Genomic DNA, 21,076 nt, shown 5'->3' with positions numbered 1-21,076 from the left:
TAGTACTTAAACTACATTTTGAAGTAATATGTAATAAAAAATGGCTTCATTGTATAATTGATACTTTTTAATAAAATTTGCAACAAATAAAAGTAACTAGAAGTTAAAAGTAGTTAGTCTGCAATCTGTAAACAGATTAATGTTTTTTTAATTGAATATGAACAAATTATTGGCTCTTTTAGCGTTTGATATTTTAATAAAAAAGCCACATAAATATAGACTGCTATCATACGTATATAAGTCTTTTTAATTAATATTGAAAAAATATTGCGCCGTTCAATGAAAGCCTACAAAACTTTGCAAGGATTCGTTATCGAATACCAAAACCAGTACTTCCTTTCTCGCCACCAGGATTGGGACTTGTTCATTAACCGTGAAGACTTATTTTTTGAATTGCAGCGAGAGATTCAGTTGCTCTCACCTGTACCCGAATATAAATCATTGATTGATAACAGTCTTCAGGCACCAATACAATCGCAAGAAGTATGGGCATCGGGCGTAACTTATTTACGAAGCAGAGATGCTCGTATGGAAGAATCGAAAAAAGCTGGAGGTGATAATTTTTATGACCGGGTTTATGATGCCAACCGCCCCGAGCTTTTCTTTAAATCTACACCGCATCGTGTAGTTGGGTCAGGTCAGAAAGTGCGTATTCGCAGAGATTCAAGCTGGAATGTGCCCGAGCCTGAGCTAACACTCTTTATAAATTCGAAAGGACAAATTGCCGGCTATACTATCGGTAACGATATGAGTTCAAGAGATATAGAAGGCGAAAATCCTTTATATTTACCTCAGGCGAAATCGTACGACAAAAGCACAGCCATTGGTCCTTGTATTACTATACTTGACGAACCTATTCTGTCTGAAACACTTATCAAACTCGAAATTCTTCGTTTTGATATTCCTTATTTTACAGATTCGGTTTCTATCAATCGTATGAAACGCAAGCATACCGAATTGGTTGAATATCTGTTTCGTGAAACTTCTTTTCCTCACGGTTGTTTTCTTATGACAGGCACAGGAATAGTACCACCCGAAGATTTTACCCTAGAAGTAGGCGATGAAATCCGAATCACGATTGAAGGCATCGGCACTTTAGTAAATACAGTAGAAACAAAATAAATAATTAACCACTAAAGCAGATAACAATATATACAGGTGTATAAATGAGTTATTTGTTTGTTAACACTCTTAACATGCAACTCACAGGAAGGAATATTGTTGGTTTTGAAACCTTCTCAGAAGGCACAGTAGCTATCCAAAGCATTAATCCGGCAACAGGCGAAGCCCTTGCGCCACTTTTCTTTAAAGCTACCCTCGACGAACTGGAATATGCAGCCGAGAAAGCTGAGAAGGCGTTCCAGATTTATCGTAAAAAATCAGGTTTTGAAAAGGCAAATTTCTTAGAAAAAATTGCCGAAGAAATAGAGGCATTAGGCGATGTATTGTTAGAAAGATACATGCTGGAGTCAGGCTTGCCACAAGGCCGTGCTATTGGAGAAAGAGGCCGCACAGTAGGCCAGTTAAGGCTATATGCACAGTTACTACGTGAAGGCTCATGGGTAAATGCCCGTATCGATTCAGGGCTGCCTGACCGCCAACCAGCGCCTCGCCCCGACTTACGCTCTATGGAGCGACCGCTGGGTGTTGTAGGGGTTTTTGGGGCAAGTAATTTTCCTTTGGCTTTCTCGGTAGCAGGCGGCGACACTACATCGGCGTTTGCAGCAGGTTGTAGTGTTATAGTGAAAGCGCACCCGGCTCACTTGGGTACATCAGAGCTAGTTGCTAAAGCTGTGCAAAAAGCCGCACAAGCTACAGGCATGCCTGATGGTGTATTCTCTTTGTTATTTGACGACGGTCACGAAATAGGTATGGCATTGGTAAAACACCCTGCCGTGAAAGCCATTGGTTTTACGGGCTCTTTGAAAGGAGGCAAAGCTTTATTTGATGCCGCTGTTAGCCGTCCGGAGCCAATTCCGGTATATGCCGAAATGGGTAGCACAAACCCTGTGTTTGTTTTGCCCCGAATACTTGCCGAAAAAGGAAGAGCAATTGCCAATAGTTACTTAGGCTCAGTTACTTTGGGTGTTGGGCAGTTTTGTACCAATCCGGGTATATTGTTTTTGCAAAACGACAAAGACTTTATGGACGAAATAGGCAAAAATGCATCAGATACACAGGGGGGAGTTATGCTCACACCGGGTATCCGTGACGCTTATGTGAGAGGAACCGAGCATTCGAAACAATATACCAATGTAATAGGTATCGGTAAAGCACCTGAAGGCTTCACGGCTGTTGAGCCTGTTATTTTGCACACCGATATTGAAGCATGGAATGCTCAGCCTGAACTGGCTGAAGAAATCTTTGGCCCTACAAGCTTAATTGTAGAAGCTAATACAAAAGAAGAGATTCTGATAGCAGCGCAAAATCTGACAGGGCATTTAACTGCCACAGTACACGGAACAGCAGAAGACTTTGAAGAATACAGCGAATTATTGGATATTCTGGAGCAAAAAGTAGGTCGATTAATTCTGAATGGTTTCCCGACAGGTGTTGAGGTGAATCATGCCATGATACACGGTGGGCCATTCCCGGCTACTACCGATTCTCGTTCTACATCGGTCGGAACGAGAGCCATTACACGTTTCACTCGTCCGGTAAGTTTCCAGGATTTCCCTGATGCTATTCTACCTGATGAATTAAAAAGTGATAACCCACTCAATATCTGGCGTTTGGTTGATGGCGAGATGACGAAGTAATAAAGTAGCATAAAATAAAAAACAGGTGTTGGAAATCCCGACACCTGTTTTTTATGTGCGAATCCTGGTAGAATGAAGAAACACTATATATTAACACATCTAATTTTCGGCAGAAAGTATTAATGGATTTAGAATTTTAGTGTTATACCCAACGATGTGTATGGGAAACCGACCTCGGCATAAGCACCTAGTTTTTCTTTAAAATAATAACGGGCACCTGCATATCCTCCATACATTAAACCAGTTCCAATTCCGTTATAAAAAAGAGCATAATCATCATTATACTTAACTGTTCTAAAGCCAAGGGCTATACCTACATACGGATCAAATTTATTGTCGTCGATACTTAAAGCTTCATTTACAAATTTACCTAGGTGAACAGCCCCTCTACCACCAATGGCAAATGTGGTTCTTCTAAAGCGGCCTAATCCATAACCAAGGTTAGAAGAGCTAAATGCACCAATAGCACCAACACTTATTAGTTCATGAATACCAACATCAACCGAGGCATTTAAACCTACACCATAACCTAAACCAAGGCCCACATTTAAATTTTTTGTTCCTTTTTGGAATGCTTGTGCTTGTGTGTTTTCTGCGAAAATGCAACATAAAATTGCAACGGCAGTCATTGTGAGTAATTTTTTCATAATAACGTTTTTTAAATTTTAGAGCCGAAAATTAGATAATGTAGAATATTCTAACACTATAATTTGTTAGGAAATGATTAAAAATTATATTGAACGGTCGGAATCGCCGTTTTAATTGTTCTTTGGGAGTCCGTAAATCTAATTAGCTACCTGGTCTAAAATCTGGTTATAGACTTTCGACCTCCGCTTTTTTTTCTGGTTTTCGGCAATTACTTCTGCTTTTTTATAGCCACCCATATAGTAACGCTGAAACCAAGGCACCATTGTTATAAATATATCAAGCGGGCTCGAACTACTAATGGCTGCCAGAATCCCCCAGGTGACAATTCCACCCGTTAATAAAAGCGAGTTTAGTCCATTTTTTACATCACCTGCATAGAACTGACCTAAGCCAGGCAAAATAGTGCTTAGAATTCGTGCCTTTTTTGGGCTTAGGCGGCTTATTTTATCATTCTTGACAAACAATTCCTCAATGTTTTGTTTAGCTTCCAGATTCTTGGAATCTACTAATGCAAGAAACTCTTTTTTTGATTCTTCGTACTTTTCAGTCGAGAAATGAAGGAGGGCCGAATAAAAAGTTTTGCGTCTCTGTTGCTCAGGCGTAAGATTGTCGGGAATATTTACTAATTCTATTTCGGCATATTCAAAATTGCCCAGTATCAAAAAACAAGATAGTTTTCTAAATAATACTTCTGCCTTTGTACTATCTGTTTTTTGCTGATAAAAAGCCAGTTCATAATAATCGGCGGCTTCTTCATAGCTTTGCGTAGCATAGAGGCAATCGGCAATATTTTTATAGCAGCGTTTTCGGTATTCTTCTGCCTTGTCAAAAAAAATAACTCGTCTGTAAGTATTAGCAGCTCCTTGGTAGTCTTTTTTCTCGAATAGCTCATTTGCAAAGGCAAATGTTTCTGCAAGGTCTTGCGAATGAGCTAAAAAAGGGAAAGCCAGAAATAGTATTATAAAGTATTTAATGATAGTGCTCTTCATAGGTAATAAAGATTTTTGGATTAGCAATTGTCAGAAATAACTATTGAAGAGGTTATCAATCCTATTTTTTATCGACTGGTGGCTTTTTTTGTTATAGGCTTTGGCAGAAGCCACAGAGCCGTGAATATTACCGAGATAAAAACCTAGCCCAATGGAGCCATATATCCATCCACGAGTGCTTTTTACACCGCTTTTGCTAAAACCTCTGATAGACTGGAAGGCCATAGTGCCAACAAAAAACATAGAAACCAAACCGTCTTTCCAGTCTTTTGTGTAAAAACGTCCGGTTCCGGGTACTATTGTAGACATAATGCCGGCTAAGGCAGGGCTTTTTCTTCTGATTTTAACGGCTTGGCTTGCCAGCGTTTTATAATCAGTAGCTAGTTTGTGGTCTTCATCTTTCAGCACTTCCAGAATTTCATTGGCAGCTTTGTAGTGGTCTTGCAAGATTTCGGAAGTAGCCGATAAAATTATTTTATCAGGTTCTGATAATTGTGTATTTGTAGCCCAAAACTCTTTGGCTAATTTATAATCATCTTTCAGAAGCAAACTACGGCTATACTCAATAGCTGAGGGCGATGACATCATGGTTATATCTGGGTATAGCTGGCGGCCTCTGAGTAATGCCTGGTCTAATTTACCCGAACGCCGATACATAGATAAAAGAGAGGTTTTCAGGCTATCGTTTTGAGGAAGCATGAAAATTAATCGTTCGTATTCACGAGTAGCTATTTCATATTGACCCGATTTAGAAAGATATTCGGCAAATTTTTTAGAATTATCGTAGTTATATAGGTCTTGTGCTGAAGAATTTATGAAAGGGAATACAATTAATAGTAATAATAAGGTTTTTTTCATCAGATTAGGGTTTATCAATCAACAACTTGGCGTCCATATCAATCTCGTACTTTGTAGGGCTTAAACCATTGCAACGGGTGAGCCTGTCCATTGTTCTTATGCCACCCATTACTACGCCATGTTTCTTGACAGATAAAATGCCATACTCTGAACAAGAAGGAGTAAAAGTACAAACGGTTAAGTCTTGCGAAGAAAAGAATGTTTTATAGAATAAGAAAAGCCCCGAAAAAAGGTATTGAACCTCGTTCTTATTGCTTTTAGCTTCTTTATAAACTTTTTTAGTGGGATGTTGTATTACGTTTCTATGAAGACTAATCTCTTCTTTACTTTGGGCTGTTGCCTGATTTAGAAATAGGAACAACAGGAATATGGTGGTTGTAGATATTATCTTCGCCGTTTTCATCTATAACAATGTTTTTATAGGTTGTTTGCTGGAAATTCTGCGTGCCATCTGAATTATAAGAAATCTGAGTGACTTGTCTCGGAAAAACTACACCTTTTATGTTTACATAATCTTTAAAAAACTGCTGGCTCAATAGTTTGTCCGATACATCATAAAACGCTATGGCATCTAATTTTTTGTCAATATTAGCCATTTTTATTTTACCCAGAATCTTCAAGAGTCGTTTTTCTACTACTTTCCAGGTTGTAATCACCCGTCCATCGGCATCTTTTTCTACTTTCTCTATTTTGTAAACACCATTTACTTTTCCGGAGTTAATACCATAATCTGCTAGTTTGCCCGATAACGATAAATGAAATATCGAAAACTCGTTCATGATGGTTACGGTCTGTGCAGCCAGTAAAGAGTCTTTTTTATCTAATCTATATAGTGTAGTATCTTTAATAATAATGGTTTCTTCTTGCGGAAAATGAAGTTTATAAATTAAACCCATAGACGGCTTATTGTAGTAAACCTTTCCTACTGTAAGGCGATAGGCTCCTGTGGCTAATTTATCTTTAATTGAAACATCTGCTTTCAAACGATAAAACTCTTGCCCGAAAGTATATTGAACACTAAGTAGAAAGAATAAGAATACTAATTTTTTCATTATTTTAATAAGCACTTAAACAAAGAAAGCCCAACAAGGGGTTGGGCTTTCCTTTATGAATCTTATATTAATTAAAACCAGAAGCTTCTGCCACCAACTAATACAACGAAAATCCACCACAATAACCAAACACCAACCCAAACTAAACAGCCATAAAGTGCTTTTTTAGTTTGATCTTTGTCTTGGTCAGTTACGATATAAACAACTAAAACACCAACTAGACCAAGTACGCAACCCCACCAGAATGCAGGAATGTTCAATGGTAATTCACCAGCTGCAACTGTAGAAGTTACATTAGTGTCAAGTTTCAAGTCTTTAGTCAGTTCTGTTTCTTGAACATCGGCCAATGTAGTACCTTCGTTGGCATTTACATATGTTTCTAATTTGTTCAGTTTTTCGAACTCAGCATTGATAGCTTTTTCGTCATATTTCAACGCTTCAGCTTGAGTAGGAGCAGTAGTAACATCATTCGATGCCGTTAATGTCTCTGTAGGGTTTGCAATAGCTGCAGTTGCAATTTCTTCTGAAGTAGCAATTGCTGTATTTTCAACAACAACTGGTGTAGTTTCTGCTATTGCTGGTGCCTGAGTTTTAGGGGCTTGTGCATAAGCATAATTATCAACTTTTCCTTGTTGTACAAAAGCATATTGTTTCTTTTGGCATGATACAAAGAAGAAAGAAATGGCTGTTGCGAAGATAATAGATAATTTTCCTTTCATTTACTTAAATGGTTTTAAATGGTCAAAAAAATAGGTTTTTTTTCTGTTTGCAATATACTATCCTAATTTAAAAAAACGATTTTTTTTTGAATTATTTTTGAATAATTTTTACTGAATGGATTAAAAATGTAGTAGCGTAAAATCATAGTCAAATTTAAGGCAGTTGTCTTAGGTACCTCTCTAAAAGGTGAATCGAGTATTGATTATGTATTTTATATCCAAAAACTAAGCTGTCTTGACTTAAAGAAAATAACATATTGAGAGTAATGTTGTTTTGTATTTATTGAAGATTTTATAATTTAAACGTATTGTCAATTATGAAACAAATTCTCCTTTTTGTTATTAGCTTTTGTTTAATGTCATTAATCTCATGCCAGAAAAAACAATATGCTACTTTTCAAAATAGTTCACAAACTGATTACGCTCACAGTATTGAAAAAACTGAAATTAAAGCATCCGATGATATACCCGCTAGCGAAGTAATATTGCCAGGTGCGCCTACCGAAAGTATCTACGCCAATAGCACAAATGTTACAGGTATAGAAGCTAAAACAATTACAATATCTGAAAAACCAAATATAGCTGAACCTAAGAAACTTGAACCCAATACAGCGGTTAAGAAAAAAACTACACTCATTCAGAAGGTTAAGGCAATACAGCAAATCAAAAAATTATCGAAACAAGTAAGCAAAAAATCGGCTGTTACAGCCAACCCTGAATCAAGCGCTGATGATACCCTTGCAATTATCTCTTTAATTTTAGGTTTATTTGGCGTGACATTGTTAATCTTTGGAGTTTGGGTAGGCTTCTTATTGGGGCTAGGTGCCATGATTACTGGAATCATAAGTTTAAAAAGTACTTCTAAAAGAGTAATGGCTGTTTTAGGTATTGTTTTAGGGGCTGGTGTTTTAATATTAGGGATAATTGCGGTTATCTTTATCACATCCTTAATCTCTAATCTATAATACATTGATAAATTTTTTGAAAAAAAAGAAGCTCGATAGTCAGACTGCTGTTATTATATTACAAGGGGCTGCCATATTATGAATATATAAATTCTTACTCTATAAGTATTAGCTTTTGCTTTTACCGAAAAAAACTGTAATTTTGCACCCCGAATAGAACCCTTTAGGGGTTTTTTATTTAAAAGTCAATATTTCTTATTGATTAATCTTTTTTGAAACTCTTTATATTTTATAAAAATCATGAATATTACAGCAGCAGATGTAAATAAACTCCGTCAGATGACAGGGGCTGGTATGATGGACTGCAAAAAAGCTTTAACAGAAGCTGAAGGCGATTTCGACAAAGCCGTAGAGGTTCTTCGTAAAGCAGGTCAGAAAGTAGCAGCTAAACGTGCTGACAACGAAACTAAAGAAGGTATTGTATTAACAAACGTAAGTGATAATGGTGCAACAGCTACTATTTTAGCACTTGCTTGTGAAACCGAGCCTGTATCTAAAGTTGAAGCTTTCCGTAACCTAGCAGAAGAAATTCTTCAGGCTGGTGTGCAAAACAATATTAAAGATAAAGAAACGCTATTGAGCTTTACTTTGGCAGATGGCCGCTCTGTAGAAGAAAATATTACAGATTTGATTGGTAAAATCGGTGAGAAATTAGTTATCACTGAGTATGCACAAGTAGAAGCACAACAAGTTGTTTCTTACAACCACTCAACTGGTAAATTAGGTGTATTAGTAGCTTTTGATAACACGCAAGGAAACGACGTAACGGAAGTAGGTAAAGATATTGCGATGCAAATTGCTGCTATGAAACCAGTAGGTTTAGATAAAGACGATGTTGATCCTGCAGTTGTTCAGAAAGAAATTGAAATCGGTATGGACATCGCTCGTCAAGAAGGTAAACCAGAAGCAATGTTAGAGAAAATCGCAATGGGTAAATTGGGTAAATTCTACAAAGAAAATACTTTGTTGAACCAGGAATTCGTGAAAGATAGCTCAGTAACTATTGCTCAGTTACTTGAAAATACGCAAAAAGGTTTGAAAGTTACAGCATTCAAACGTGTACAAATCTAATTTGAAACACGATTTTGATACGTTGTTTAGTGAAATTAGCCCCTCTCATGCGAGAGGGGCTTTATTTTTACCCACCGATTGGGAATGAGAAACCAGCTGATACGCCTAAAGTACGGTTACGCACAGGTAGTTGTAAAAGCGGAATATCAAGTACTCTTGAGAAGCCATGTTGATAACGGCCCTCAACAAATAGATTGGCATTGCCTACCGGGAACTCGAAACCTACACCACCAACACCGCTAATCTCGAACTGGTGGAAAAAGCCTGTGCCAATAGAGGGGCGTATCGGGAAAAGACCTAACACACGAATCACCGCTTTGGCATCGCCCATATAGCCCACCGATGGCCCTAAAAGGAAATAAGCGTGTGGTGCATCAGGGTCGCCTACTTTAAATTTGGCAAGAATTGGTAATTCGAAGTAGTTGGTTTTAAAAGCTAGTGTGCCACCAAGTGGTATATTTACTCCCAGAAAATCAGACCCACCAAGGTTAAGCGATTCTTTTATAAGAAAACCTTTTTGAGTATAGGCTAACTCAGGACGAATAGATAGTTGATCATTGATAGGAAACTCGGCAAAAATGGCAGCGCCTGCTGAGGGCATCAGTCTGAAAGTTGGTGTTACGTTCTGGATAAGGTCAAATTTTGTCATTGTCGACCAGTTAGCAGCCCCTCTTACGCCAAGTTGAATTTGGCCAAACGAAAAGTGTGTGATAAGCAATAATGCAAGTGTTTTGAGTACGGTTCTCATTTTAGTAATCAGTTTTTATAAATTTGTAAAAAAATGGATAGTGGTCTTGCAATAGGCTTATGATTTTAAAAACTTATTTAAACTTTTTATTTCGTGACGAAAATGAGATATTTTTTGATTAGATGAAGAGAAAAGCTAAGTTCGTAGTAAAACTACGGACGAAGTTTTTCTCTGAAATATAATCAAACAAATAGCCATTTGTAGTCGAAAGAAATAAGTTTAAAAAAGTTTGTTTACAGATACTGCTTCTGTATGCAAGATGCCTTTTAGACTGTTCAAGTTGCAAAAGTATTGTTAATGAAACGTTAATGAAATTACCAGAAGCATTTTCGCTGCAGATGCAGCAAATTTTAGGCGAAGAATATCCTGCTTTCGTAGAAAGTCTGGCCGAGCCAACGCCTGTTACCATAAGGCTTAACAACAGAAAAACGCCCTCAGAGCCCCTTGCAACGCAAGAAAGGGTATTGTGGCACTCTGATGCTTATTATCTGGCTGAGCGGCCTGTTTTCACGCTCGACCCCGCTTTTCATGCAGGTGCTTATTACGTGCAAGAGGCTTCATCGATGTTTGTAGCTGAGGCTATCAGACAAGCAATAGACACAAGCAAAGCACTTAAAGTAATGGATTTGTGCGCCGCTCCGGGTGGCAAAACTACCCTGCTTGCTTCTTTATTGAATAATAAAAGTTTGCTAGTTGCCAACGAGGTTATAAAGAGTAGAGTAGGGGTTCTGAAAGAAAATCTCGAAAAATGGGGTTTTCCTAACTATATTGTGAGCAACCACGATTCGGAAGAGATGATAGACTTGGAGGGTTTCTTTGATATAGTGCTTACCGATGCGCCTTGCTCTGGCGAAGGCTTGTTCAGAAAAGACCCAAAGGCCATGAATGAGTGGTCGGAGAATAACGTGCAGATATGTTGTGCACGCCAGAAAAGAATCTTGCAGGCAGCAGCTATGCTGGTAGCTCCGGGTGGTATTCTGTGTTATTCTACCTGTACTTACAACGAAAAAGAAAACGAACTGAATGCCCAATGGCTAACACAAGTAGCTGATTTTGAGCCAGTAGAACTTGAAATTCCTGCCGAATGGGGAATTACAGCACGTAAATACGGGTATCAGTTTTATCCGCATAAAACCAAAGGTGAAGGGTTTTATCTGGCTGTTTTCAGAAAGACCAGAGGTGATAAACAAGAAGCCAAAGGAAAAATTAAACTCAATAGAGTACCCCAGAAAAAAATTGAGGTATTGAAGGAATGGTTGCAAACACCTGATACTTTCGAGTATTTTGAAAAACCAGATGGACAAATAGTGGCAATTCCGGCTGATTTGACAAACGAATATGCTGTTTTGTTCAGAGCATTGCACAAACGCTCGTCGGGTCTGGAAATCGGGCAGTTTAAAGGTAATGATTTTATACCAAGCCACGATTTGGCTTTGAGCACGGCAATCGCTCAGAATTTACCTGCCATTGAATTATCGAAAGACGATGCACTGAAATTTCTGAAAAGAGAAAACCTGACTACTGATTTGTCTGAGCAACCTAAAGGTTGGTTATTAGCCCGTTATCAGGGTTTAAATTTAGGTTTTATGAAGGTAATCGGTGGTAGAATCAATAATTATCTGCCTAAAGAATGGCGCATCAGAATGGATATTCCAGAGTAATTCTCTGAAATGTTATTAATCAGGGGAAATCTACAACAGACTTCCCCTGATTTTATAAGTATTTCTTCATTACATGGTCGGTTTGTACGTCGTCGCCTAATACAAAGGTGTGTTCCCCAAAACGTTCGAAACCCATTTTCTCATAAAACTTCATGGCATTGTGGTTATGTTCCCATACACCAAGCCATATTACTTCAAAACCTTGTTCTTTAGCCCAGCTAGTACAAAAGTCGATGAGTTTTCGGCCTAATTGTTGGCCATGAAAATCTTTCAATACATATATTCGCTCTATTTCTACTACTTTTTCTTCTGTTAAACCTTTGGTCAAGTGATTTTTTACCAGTTTCACAAAAGCAATTAAATGCGCTGCATCTTCACACACAACATATTGGTTAGTCGCATCTTGTAACTCTTTTTCTATTTGTTGTAATGAAAAATTTTTAGCCACATGGTGTTCCATGTTTTCGGGTGTATTGTAGGCCGTATAAGTATCACGAAAAGTAATTTCTGAAAGGTCACGTAGGCGAAGAGCATCGTTTAAAGTAGCGAGTCTGATTAGCATGTAGTACAAGATGATTTTATGCAAATAAAAGAGATATTGTTGGTTTGTGCAATGTATCATTCGTACCGTTCGTACTATCTGCACTAGGTACGAAAGTACGAATGGTACGAGTAGTATTTTGGAGATTAAAACAAGAATATTCTCTTAGGTTATTGAAATTCCAAGTATAATGGCGTTGTAAAGAAAACTCTTACAGGTGTGCCATTTTGTGTACCGGGCTTCCAGATAGGCATAGATTCATAATGATTTGTTATTGCAACAATCATTTCTTTTATTGCTAATTGTCTTAACTCTTCAGTAGCCTTTTTTCTTCGAAAAACCATTTCTGAAGAATTTATATTATCAATTTTAACTCTTCCATCTTTTTCAATTATAAATTTTACGATTACTCTTCCCATATAGCCTGCTTTTATTGCAGATTTGGGGTAGTTAAAATTCTGATTAATATACTTGTAAAACGCTTTTATTCCTCCTGGAAACTCGGGGTTGATTTCTATAAAAGAGGTAGTATCTTTTTGCGTACTACCTGACTGGCAGAAAGCATTTATTGAAAGAAGTATAAAAAAAAGAAGACAATAATTTTTCATTTAAAGTAGAGTTTATAATTGCATGCAAGGTATAAATAAAAGCTTACTGAACGGGATTTTATGACTGAAATATTCGTACTATTCGGACTAGGTACTAGAGGACGAATGGTACGAATCGAACACTGATAAGTATATAATTTTATAGATATTGACTGATGTCCTGATGTATTTTAAAGATATTAATTTATCTCTTATGAAGATTGTATTAAAATTCTTAAATCTATTTCACTCAACAAATATAAGAATATGTTAAAATGTGTACATTTAAGTTTTAAACCTAAGCCCTATTAAAATGAGTGAAAGTTCTACTTCACAACGCCTCTACTCGCTTGATGCACTTCGTGGTTTTGATATGTTTTGGATAATGGGTGCAGAAGATTTTTTTCATGAGTTAATGCTGGCCACCAAGCACCCTGCTGCTATCTGGATAGCTACCCAGCTATCGCACGTCGATTGGAATGGTTTTCGGTTCTACGACCTCATCTTTCCGCTCTTTTTGTTTATGTCGGGCGTTTCTACACCTTATTCAGTAGGGCGTGATTTAGAAAAAGGTTCTGATAAATCGAAGCTATTAATGCGGATTATAAAGCGTGGGCTTATTCTGGTATTGCTCGGCATTATCTACAACAATGGCTTGCATATAAAACCACTCTCAGAGGTGCGTTTTCCGAGTGTATTAGGGCGAATAGGTATAGCTTATATGTTTGCCTGTATCATTTACCTATATGCCAGCCAGAGGTTTCAATACGTATGGTTTGCGTGTATTCTGATTGGCTATTGGCTACTGCTCAGGTTTACATCTGCGCCGGGTTTCCCGACTGGCGATTTAACAATGGAAGGGAACTTTGCTTCATGGCTCGATAGAACCATACTTCCGGGGCGTTTACATCGGGGTATTCACGACCCTGAGGGCTTGGTTTCTGCCTTACCTGCAATCGGTACTGGTTTGCTCGGAATTTTTGCAGGTAATTTTCTGAAAAACAACCCGATGGACAAAATGCGGAAAGCGCCGTCTTTAGCAATAGCAGGTGTAGTTTGTTTAATAATTGGTGGTTTCTGGGATTTGTTTTTCCCGATTAACAAAAATCTCTGGACAAGCTCTTTTGTACTATACGTAGGTGGCTGTAGTTTGGTATTGCTATCTATTTTTTATTATGTTATCGATGTGCTGGGTTTCCGTCGTTGGGCGTTTTTCTTTATGGTAATCGGCACCAATTCTATACTGATTTATATGTCGAGTAAATTCATTAACTGGTACTATACATCAAAGGGTTTCTTTCAATGGATAGCCGATATTGCAGGTGAGCACTACGAGGGAGTAGTACTTATGGCAGGAATAATAGTTGTGAAGTGGGTGTTCTTGTGGTTTATGTACCGCAATAAGATATTCTTAAGGGTGTAGTTACACCCTTTTTAGTAATGTTGCCAATAAGAAGCTCCCTATCAGAATAGCAAAAAAGATAAGTGCTAGCATGGGATTATAAATAGTCATGGCTAGTAATGCAATAGAAGCAATAACTAAAGCCACAATAGGCGAAAGCGGATAAAGCGGTACATGGAAAGGGCGGTGCAATGTAGGTTCTGTTTTGCGCAATACCAATAAAGATACTACCGAAAAAATATACATTGTGAGGGCCCCAAAAGCCGAAAGAATAATAATATCGGCAGTTGAGTTGGTAAGCAAAGCGGCTATACCCAAAACCATATTCAGCAATAAGGCATTGGCTGGCGTTTTGAACTTAGGTTGAACTTTGCCCAGAAAACGAGGTGCATTGCCTACACGCCCAAACTCAAAAGTTGAACGCCCGGCAGCTAACACTAAACCATGAAAAGAGGCAATAAGCCCACAAGTGCCAATACCGACAATCAACGAATAAATAAGGCTGTTTTGGCTAATAACCTTGCTCATAGCCATTGGTAGCGGTGAGTCAGAAGTACTGCCATCAGCATTAAATACGATAGCTTCCCAGCCACTAACGCCTACGGCTGCCAGAAAGGTAAGCACACAGAGTATAACTAGGGTTGTCATGGCAGAGCCAAAGCCCCATGTAATATCTTTTTGTGGATGCACCGATTCTTCGGCTACGTTGGCCAAACCTTCGATACCCAAGAAAAACCATATAGCAAAAGGCAAAGCTGCAAAGCTACCTGCCCAGCCATTCGGCAATGGGTTTATGCTTAGATTTTTAACCTCAAAGCTTGGAAACACAACTACCCAGAAAATGATAAGGCCCAATACCGCCAGAATAGTAATAATCAGCTCGAAAGTTGAGGCCAATTTAGTGCCTAATATATTTAATAAGGTAAATATCAGATAAGCTGTAATAGCAATAGCCGTAACCGGAATCTGAGGGAAAATAACATTGAAATAAGAACCGATACCTACGGCAATGGCAGGCGGTGCAAAAAGAAACTCAATGTTTTGGGCCATCCCGGCCAGAAAGCCCCACTTTTGGCCCAAAGCTCTATTGGCATAATCAAAGGCGCCACCTGCTTTGGGTATGGCACAGGCTAGCTCGGCGTAGCTTAAAGAAAAGGTAATGTACAAAACTACCACTACAATAGTAGCAATAGCCATGCCTAGGGTACCGCCTTTTTCAAGGCCCAAATTCCAGCCAAAATACATGCCTGAAATAACATAACCTACCCCTAAACCCCATAGTAAAGTAGGTGTGAGACTTTTCTGTAGTTTTTCTTCTTGTGATTGTGCCATGTGTAAATTTATCAAATACTTTGAAGAAATAAAATTTAGGCATTTAAAAAATACAATTTGTTTTGGCGGTTTGGATTGATGAACTTAAATTTGTGCAAATTTAAAGAACAACATTTCTAACATGAGAAAGTTACGCGTGTTATTAGTTGCAGTAGTAGCGGTTTCGTTAGCATCATGCAATTATCAAAAAACAAATAGAATTGAACAAAAAGATGTTCGCAAAGGAGACCAATGGGTATATGGTGTAAGCCCTGATTCTGCTGCAAGACAACTAAAAAATAAATATACGGCTAATCCAGACCTTGAAGTAAAGGCGAACAAAATTCGTGAAATTTTGTATGGAAAAACCGGAGCTTAATTTTATAGCTCATAGAGTAGGCAAATTACGGTCTTTATAGCGTCGTGCTATTAAAAGCTTGTAATATGCCTATTTTTATTTTTCACACCTCATAAAAAATAAAAGCCTAAAAAATGAAAATAGCATTAGTAACCGGTTCGGCAGGTTTGATAGGTAGCGAGTCGGTAGCCTTTTTTGCAGAAAAGTTTGACCTGGTTATAGGTATTGATAATAATCTTCGTTCATATTTCTTTGGTTCAGAGGCTTCAACAGATTGGAACCGCAATCGTCTGGAAGAAAAATTCAACAACTATAAGCACTACAATGCCGATATTCGTTCGGAAGAACAAATCGGTAAGATATTCAAAGAATATGGCAACGATATTAAACTAATTGTACATACTGCTGCACAACCAAGCCACGACTGGGCTGCACGTGAGCCTTTTACAGATTTTACTGTAAATGCCAATGGTACATTAGTAATGCTTGAAATGACACGCCAGCATTGCCCTGATGCCGTGTTTATCTTTACATCGACCAACAAAGTATATGGCGATACACCAAACTACTTGCCATTAGTAGAGCTTGAAACCCGTTGGGAAATTGACCCATCTCATGCATACTACGAAAACGGTATTGATGAATTAATGTCAATCGACCACTCGAAACACTCAATCTTTGGTGCATCGAAAGTTGCGGCTGACGTAATGGTGCAAGAGTATGGCCGTTATTTCGGAATGAAAACGGCTGTTTTCCGTGGAGGTTGTTTAACTGGTCCTAATCACTCAGGTGCGCAGTTACATGGTTTCTTGGCATATTTAATGAAATGTGCTATCACCGGAAATCACTACACTATTTTCGGGTACAAAGGCAAGCAAGTACGTGATAATATCCATAGCTGGGACCTAGTGAATATGTTCTGGCATTTTTATAATGCACCTCGTCCGGGTGAGGTTTATAATGCAGGTGGTGGCCGTTTTGCTAACTGCTCAATGCAGGAGGGAATTGCGCTTTGTGAAGAAATTACCGGAAATAAAATGAGCTTCAGCTATGCAGAAGATAACCGTAGCGGAGACCATATCTGGTATATCTCTGACCTTTCTAAGTTCAAAACTCACTACCCAGAGTGGAGCTGGAAATATGATTTGAAAGAAACATTGGTGCAGATGTATGACAACATCAGCAAACGTGTTTAAATGATATAAAGCAAAAAATCCTAATCAGCCGATTAGGATTTTTTGTTAACGATATGTCAATGTTTGGTGTCCTTGATTGATCTGGGGTCATTTCCTGGGGCAACAGTATCCGAATCACGAATTTTGCCATTTAGACCATGAATTCTTACTTCTCCACCACCAGAGTTTGAAGCAAAAGTTTTTGCCATTTTTTCAGCTTCTTTTTGTGTATTAGCAGAGCCACTTGATCTGGAGCCGCCTTCTTTTTGGATATCCCATTTAGAGGTTTCTTTGTTCTTTGAGACATGATAATTTGACATAATTTTATAAATTTAAGTTAACAATAAATTATTAGTAGAGATTCAAATTTCTATATGTATTTTAATTCAAACGCAAATTTATAATCAACAATTTGACGGTTTTCTTGATTTTCAATCCAAGCAGTTTCCTGATGGTTTAAATCCACAATTTCATTAGTTTTTTTGCCAGAAAATGCTTCTACTACAGATTCAAGGGTATTCAATTCTTTATCAGAGAATAATGATAAATTTAATTCAATTTCAGTTCCGGGATTAAACTTTTCACCTATACCATTTGGAAAGTTTACATATTCTACATTAATAATACCTCGTTCAATAGTATCTGCTAAAATCCTATTGTAATTACTTGGAACGGTACCTAATGGAATAGCTCTATATCTTAATCCCATAAGAGATTTTCCATAATTTCTATAGTGAACAAAGTCGGCATAGAATAAAAATTTATTTAAAGCAGTTTTATAAGGTTTTAATTTAGTTACTAAATAAAGGATAGTTTGTCTAACCTTTTGTAAGTTGGGTTTTTGATAGCCGTTTTGAGAGCAAGGTTTTTCTGAATTTTCTAAAATATAATCTTCAATAATGAATTGGGTTTGATTATGTCTGCCTTTCAGAATTAGTGTATCAATATGTTTAATAATCTTTTCTAATTCTTTTAAACTAAAAACATCACTTAATTGCACTAGTTTTTTAAATTCTTCTGGATCTTTTATTAATTGAATTAATCTTGCATTAGAGTGATTTGGTACTTCTCCATTTTCATATTGTCGATATATATTTATTCCAAAACCTAAAACTTCTGACATTTTTGATGCTGAAAGTTGATATTTTTCTCTTATTTCCTGAATTTCTTCAGGAAAAGGTAATCTGTGTTTTTCTCTATATTGGTTATAAACTTGTTTTAAATTTATCTCATCTTCTTCATCAGTAGTAAATTGCTGTCCTTTATCTTCATAATATTGGTAAATAATTTCAAACTCTTCCTTTCTAAAAAGTATTTTCTCCAAACGTGTTCTTACTTGCAAATTTTTGTCACTAAATGGACTTTTTATATATTTCATAAATCTTAAATAGTTTTGTAGGGATATATCATAGTGTATTCAGATAGATGAAAAGAAATACAAATGGTTGGGTTATTACTGAATCCCATTGAAATTTTTATGTAAACTTCCTGATTCTTTACCATTTTACCAAATACCCATAAATCGCCACCTATATTCATTCCGTCTTTGATAGGACCATCTGAAAAATCATGTAAATGTAATTCTTTAATGATTTGTTTGCGCTCAATAGGTGAAATCTCTAATAAAGCCAATGCCTTAGAATTTTTAGCTCTATCGTCTAAAAATACAATACCCCAAATATTTGCTTTTACATTAAAATCTCTTAAAAACGAAAGCACTTCCTCCTTAGATGCCATTAGTATAACGTTAGAATTCAATATACAAATATATAAAAAGTTTCTTATTTTAACCATAAAGTTTGTTTATTTTGTTTTTAATATAGTAAAAACAACTTTATGGTTATTCTTGTTATATTAAGTGACAAGGTGTTATGGAATCAGTTATAATAAAATAAGCTCAACCGACCAGTTGAGCTTATTTTGTAGACAATGATTATTTCACTCATTACGAATTTCTTTTTTCGTTACTACTCCCCTGCGTAGCATCTCTCGTGTTTTTCTGTACCGCAATAGCACCAAACAAAGCCAGTAAGAACGCAAAGGCATAAAAGCCTTTTTCGCTTGGCAAGAGTGTGGCATTCCATAAGCCAACGGTTAGTAATACTATACTCAGAATAGTAGAAAACCAGCTAAGGCCATAATAAATATCAGTTACCGGAATACCTTCCAGGCGGTCTCTCACGCTTTTCTGAACAGATACAACCGAAAATAACCCATACATTAGGATAGTAAAATAATAGCCCTTTTCGTTAAGCAACATCTCTGAGCGCCAGAGCCCAACCAAAAAACCTGCCATTCCGGCTCCTAATGCTACCCACGATGCTGCCACAAATGCTGCTGATGGTTTCTGATACATAGATTAATTTATTTTTGGTATTGATAAAAAATTCCGGTGTCGAAAGGCGTCCAGAGGCTGGCTTTTTGTCCACAGCTTTTCAGCCCGTTATTAGCCCACGTATTGCAGGTATAAAGTATATTATAACTACCTTTGGCTTCATAAAAAGCATCATCATCACCATAGTTAGCATTGGTCTTGATATAAATCAGATGCCCCTGCGCATCGGTAATAAAACTCTGCTGAATATATTTTATGAGTCTTGAATACTCTTCTTTCGAAACATATATCTTTACACAATCTGCCCCTTCAGTCAGTTCTTTGTAAAAAGTAGCATGAATAGCTGCTGTACTCAACGAGAAAGCCGCTTTAAGGGCTGTACTAACCTTGAGGTCGGCCCAGGTAGGTGTTTCTAAATAAAAGCCTTTATCGCCCCAGCCAAATGCTACATACTCAAACGCACTATCTTTACCAATAGTATTGGCAAATTTCACTTCTTTGCTCCAGTCTATCTGTTCATCTTTAATTGGGAGCACCAAATCAGTATGCACACCATTAGTCAGAATATAGACAGGAATTTCGCCTTGTGTCTGGCTTTCTTTATCTACGCTTATCCTTGATAAAACAAAGGCTGCAAGCAGATAAACACCTACTAAACAAACCAATGCGAGCAAAGCAAGTCCAGTATATTTGAGTATTTTTAAGGCAATTTTCAATTAATAATAGGTTTTCTATGTGTTTGTGAGCCTTATTATCTCATTCTGTCGGCATCTCTTACAGTTTTTTCATCACGACGAATCAGGCGGTTAGCTACCCAGTTAGCGGCTAGTGCAACAAATGCAGCCCAGAAACCGATACCAAATTCGCCTTGTGTTTCCGGCGCAAAAAATCTTGTGCCTTCAAATTGTATATGATACACTGTAGCCCCAAGTAAGCCTGCTCCAATTAAAGAGTTAAGTGCTACGTAAAGCATCTGGCGCACACGATTTTTATATTGAAAAATAGTGAAAATTGATACCCCGGCCGAAAAAACCGCCATAACAGCCAAGTAATAAACAGGCTTGCTTACAGCAGCTAAAGAGCCTTTCAGGTGTATAAGATAATACGGGTTAAGTATCGCTTCTTCTCCTACTCCAACCTTATGCCATACCGGAGTGGCCAAAAACAGAATCATACAAATAGCAGTGAGAAGCAATAAAAGTGATTGAGGGCGTTGTAACATTTCAACAATAAATTAATAATTATTAAATACAAATATCAGTACAAAGGTAAATATTCATGCAAATGGTTTAAGAAACCTACACTTTTTTTTATTGAAAAGATTCATTAGTTAGTCAATAGACCAATAATCTCTTTGTGTTGAGGGTAGTCATTCTGGAGTTTTTCACGACTAGCCATCTCAAAATCCGAAAAATCAAAACCCGGTGCTACCGTGCATCCTACCAAAGAGTAGCCATCGGGTTGCGCAGGTTTGCTGCCAAACCACACTCCAGCCGGCACAACTGCCTGAAAAACCTCACCATTTTCGGGGTTATCGCCTAGTTTGATGGTTTGCACAAAACCTTGCTTATCGATATAAAAAACATTGAGTGGTACACCATAATAAAAATGCCACATTTCGTCAGCCTGTATGCGGTGTAGGGCAGAGAACTGGTGGCTTTCGAGCAAAAAATAAATTCCGGTACTAAAATTTCTTTCCCCCTTAAATCGTTTAGGAAGAGCATCATGAGGAATACTTTCGGCTGAACGATAGGTTTCAGCAAAGTATCCACCTTCAGGATGCGCCTGCATGTTGTATTTTTCAACCCAATATTTGGCTGTTTTCATAATTTAATGTGGAAATAGATGAACGAATGTCTTATTTTTGAGCAAAATTAAAAGAACCGGTTTCTTCAGA

At 37.5% G+C, this 21,076-nt stretch carries 25 protein-coding genes; 8 read left to right on the top strand and 17 right to left on the bottom strand.

Going from position 1 to position 21,076, the window contains the following annotated elements:
* Window positions 1-279: 279 nt before the first annotated feature.
* Window positions 280-1,122, top strand: a complete 843-nt coding sequence (locus tag WAE64_RS00630; protein ID WP_340233289.1) for a fumarylacetoacetate hydrolase family protein — start codon at window positions 280-282, stop codon at window positions 1,120-1,122.
* A gap of 74 nt (window positions 1,123-1,196) precedes the next feature.
* The gene (locus WAE64_RS00625) at window positions 1,197-2,759 is read left to right on the top strand and encodes an aldehyde dehydrogenase (NADP(+)) (RefSeq protein ID WP_340233287.1); all 1,563 of its coding nucleotides are present in this window, start codon (window positions 1,197-1,199) and stop codon (window positions 2,757-2,759) included.
* Window positions 2,760-2,887: 128 nt separating this feature from the next.
* Here the strand turns inward: WAE64_RS00625 and WAE64_RS00620 are convergent, their stop codons facing one another.
* The 6 genes from WAE64_RS00620 to WAE64_RS00595 form a co-directional block, all read right to left on the bottom strand.
* A complete protein-coding gene (locus tag WAE64_RS00620; RefSeq protein WP_340233285.1) occupies window positions 2,888-3,406 on the bottom strand; it encodes a hypothetical protein in 519 nt (172 codons plus the stop codon).
* A 138-nt stretch (window positions 3,407-3,544) separates the two neighbouring features.
* Window positions 3,545-4,396 carry a tetratricopeptide repeat protein gene (locus WAE64_RS00615; RefSeq protein WP_340233283.1) on the bottom strand — a complete coding sequence of 284 codons (852 nt, stop codon included), beginning with the start codon at window positions 4,394-4,396 and terminating at the stop codon, window positions 3,545-3,547.
* 30 nt (window positions 4,397-4,426) lie between these two features.
* Window positions 4,427-5,254 carry a tetratricopeptide repeat protein gene (locus tag WAE64_RS00610; RefSeq protein WP_340233280.1) on the bottom strand — a complete coding sequence of 276 codons (828 nt, stop codon included), beginning with the start codon at window positions 5,252-5,254 and terminating at the stop codon, window positions 4,427-4,429.
* Window positions 5,255-5,258: 4 nt separating this feature from the next.
* Complete coding sequence (gene yidD / locus WAE64_RS00605; protein ID WP_340233277.1) at window positions 5,259-5,615, bottom strand: membrane protein insertion efficiency factor YidD; 357 nt, start codon at window positions 5,613-5,615, stop codon at window positions 5,259-5,261.
* A complete protein-coding gene (locus WAE64_RS00600; protein WP_340233275.1) occupies window positions 5,578-6,306 on the bottom strand; it encodes a hypothetical protein in 729 nt (242 codons plus the stop codon). Before WAE64_RS00600 ends, yidD begins: the two co-directional genes overlap by 38 nt.
* A gap of 71 nt (window positions 6,307-6,377) precedes the next feature.
* Window positions 6,378-7,025: a hypothetical protein gene (locus WAE64_RS00595; RefSeq protein ID WP_340233273.1), complete on the bottom strand. Its 648-nt coding sequence runs from the start codon at window positions 7,023-7,025 to the stop codon at window positions 6,378-6,380.
* A 317-nt stretch (window positions 7,026-7,342) separates the two neighbouring features.
* Between WAE64_RS00595 and WAE64_RS00590 the strand changes: the two genes are divergently transcribed.
* On the top strand, window positions 7,343-7,990 hold the full coding sequence (locus tag WAE64_RS00590; protein ID WP_340233271.1) for a DUF4190 domain-containing protein: 648 nt from the start codon (window positions 7,343-7,345) through the stop codon (window positions 7,988-7,990).
* Window positions 7,991-8,230: 240 nt separating this feature from the next.
* Window positions 8,231-9,061, top strand: a complete 831-nt coding sequence (gene tsf, locus WAE64_RS00585) for a translation elongation factor Ts (protein ID WP_340233269.1) — start codon at window positions 8,231-8,233, stop codon at window positions 9,059-9,061.
* 67 nt (window positions 9,062-9,128) lie between these two features.
* Here the strand turns inward: tsf and WAE64_RS00580 are convergent, their stop codons facing one another.
* On the bottom strand, window positions 9,129-9,809 hold the full coding sequence (locus tag WAE64_RS00580) for a porin family protein (protein WP_340233267.1): 681 nt from the start codon (window positions 9,807-9,809) through the stop codon (window positions 9,129-9,131).
* Window positions 9,810-10,117: 308 nt separating this feature from the next.
* Between WAE64_RS00580 and WAE64_RS00575 the strand changes: the two genes are divergently transcribed.
* Complete coding sequence (locus WAE64_RS00575) at window positions 10,118-11,470, top strand: methyltransferase RsmF C-terminal domain-like protein (RefSeq protein ID WP_340233265.1); 1,353 nt, start codon at window positions 10,118-10,120, stop codon at window positions 11,468-11,470.
* Between the two features lie 52 nt (window positions 11,471-11,522).
* On the opposite strand, the gene WAE64_RS00570 is transcribed toward WAE64_RS00575, so the two are convergent.
* Both WAE64_RS00570 and WAE64_RS00565 read right to left on the bottom strand, forming a co-directional pair.
* Window positions 11,523-12,032 carry a GNAT family N-acetyltransferase gene (locus WAE64_RS00570; RefSeq protein WP_340233263.1) on the bottom strand — a complete coding sequence of 170 codons (510 nt, stop codon included), beginning with the start codon at window positions 12,030-12,032 and terminating at the stop codon, window positions 11,523-11,525.
* A 149-nt stretch (window positions 12,033-12,181) separates the two neighbouring features.
* Window positions 12,182-12,619, bottom strand: coding sequence for an energy transducer TonB (locus tag WAE64_RS00565; RefSeq protein WP_340233261.1), 438 nt, complete (start codon window positions 12,617-12,619; stop codon window positions 12,182-12,184).
* A gap of 292 nt (window positions 12,620-12,911) precedes the next feature.
* Between WAE64_RS00565 and WAE64_RS00560 the strand changes: the two genes are divergently transcribed.
* Window positions 12,912-14,021 carry an acyltransferase family protein gene (locus WAE64_RS00560; RefSeq protein WP_340233256.1) on the top strand — a complete coding sequence of 370 codons (1,110 nt, stop codon included), beginning with the start codon at window positions 12,912-12,914 and terminating at the stop codon, window positions 14,019-14,021.
* Here the strand turns inward: WAE64_RS00560 and eat are convergent, their stop codons facing one another.
* Complete coding sequence (gene eat, locus WAE64_RS00555) at window positions 14,022-15,332, bottom strand: ethanolamine permease (protein WP_340233254.1); 1,311 nt, start codon at window positions 15,330-15,332, stop codon at window positions 14,022-14,024.
* Between the two features lie 121 nt (window positions 15,333-15,453).
* On the opposite strand from eat, the gene WAE64_RS00550 reads away from it, so the two are divergent.
* Window positions 15,454-15,690, top strand: a complete 237-nt coding sequence (locus WAE64_RS00550; RefSeq protein ID WP_340233252.1) for a hypothetical protein — start codon at window positions 15,454-15,456, stop codon at window positions 15,688-15,690.
* Window positions 15,691-15,803: 113 nt separating this feature from the next.
* On the top strand, window positions 15,804-16,865 hold the full coding sequence (locus WAE64_RS00545; RefSeq protein WP_340233247.1) for an NAD-dependent epimerase/dehydratase family protein: 1,062 nt from the start codon (window positions 15,804-15,806) through the stop codon (window positions 16,863-16,865).
* A 56-nt stretch (window positions 16,866-16,921) separates the two neighbouring features.
* Here the strand turns inward: WAE64_RS00545 and WAE64_RS00540 are convergent, their stop codons facing one another.
* From WAE64_RS00540 to WAE64_RS00510, 7 genes are all read right to left on the bottom strand, one after another.
* On the bottom strand, window positions 16,922-17,164 hold the full coding sequence (locus WAE64_RS00540) for a DUF2188 domain-containing protein (RefSeq protein WP_340233244.1): 243 nt from the start codon (window positions 17,162-17,164) through the stop codon (window positions 16,922-16,924).
* A 50-nt stretch (window positions 17,165-17,214) separates the two neighbouring features.
* Window positions 17,215-18,222 (bottom strand): type II toxin-antitoxin system antitoxin SocA domain-containing protein, encoded by a 1,008-nt coding sequence (locus WAE64_RS00535; protein ID WP_340233242.1) that lies wholly within the window; start codon window positions 18,220-18,222, stop codon window positions 17,215-17,217.
* 5 nt (window positions 18,223-18,227) lie between these two features.
* Complete coding sequence (locus WAE64_RS00530; protein ID WP_340233240.1) at window positions 18,228-18,581, bottom strand: hypothetical protein; 354 nt, start codon at window positions 18,579-18,581, stop codon at window positions 18,228-18,230.
* 208 nt (window positions 18,582-18,789) lie between these two features.
* Window positions 18,790-19,200, bottom strand: coding sequence for an inner membrane protein YiaA (yiaA, locus tag WAE64_RS00525; RefSeq protein ID WP_340233238.1), 411 nt, complete (start codon window positions 19,198-19,200; stop codon window positions 18,790-18,792).
* 8 nt (window positions 19,201-19,208) lie between these two features.
* On the bottom strand, window positions 19,209-19,895 hold the full coding sequence (locus WAE64_RS00520) for a TIGR02117 family protein (protein WP_340233234.1): 687 nt from the start codon (window positions 19,893-19,895) through the stop codon (window positions 19,209-19,211).
* Between the two features lie 35 nt (window positions 19,896-19,930).
* Complete coding sequence (locus WAE64_RS00515; RefSeq protein ID WP_340233231.1) at window positions 19,931-20,401, bottom strand: DUF4293 domain-containing protein; 471 nt, start codon at window positions 20,399-20,401, stop codon at window positions 19,931-19,933.
* Window positions 20,402-20,505: 104 nt separating this feature from the next.
* On the bottom strand, window positions 20,506-21,006 hold the full coding sequence (locus WAE64_RS00510; RefSeq protein WP_340233229.1) for a cupin domain-containing protein: 501 nt from the start codon (window positions 21,004-21,006) through the stop codon (window positions 20,506-20,508).
* Window positions 21,007-21,076: the final 70 nt, after the last annotated feature.

Source organism: Emticicia soli (genome assembly GCF_037860775.1).
In the GTDB taxonomy this organism is placed as follows: Bacteria; Bacteroidota; Bacteroidia; order Cytophagales; family Spirosomataceae; genus Emticicia; species Emticicia soli.
The sequence above is the reverse complement of the archived record's forward strand: the minus strand, read 5'-3'. Positions and strand labels throughout refer to the sequence as shown.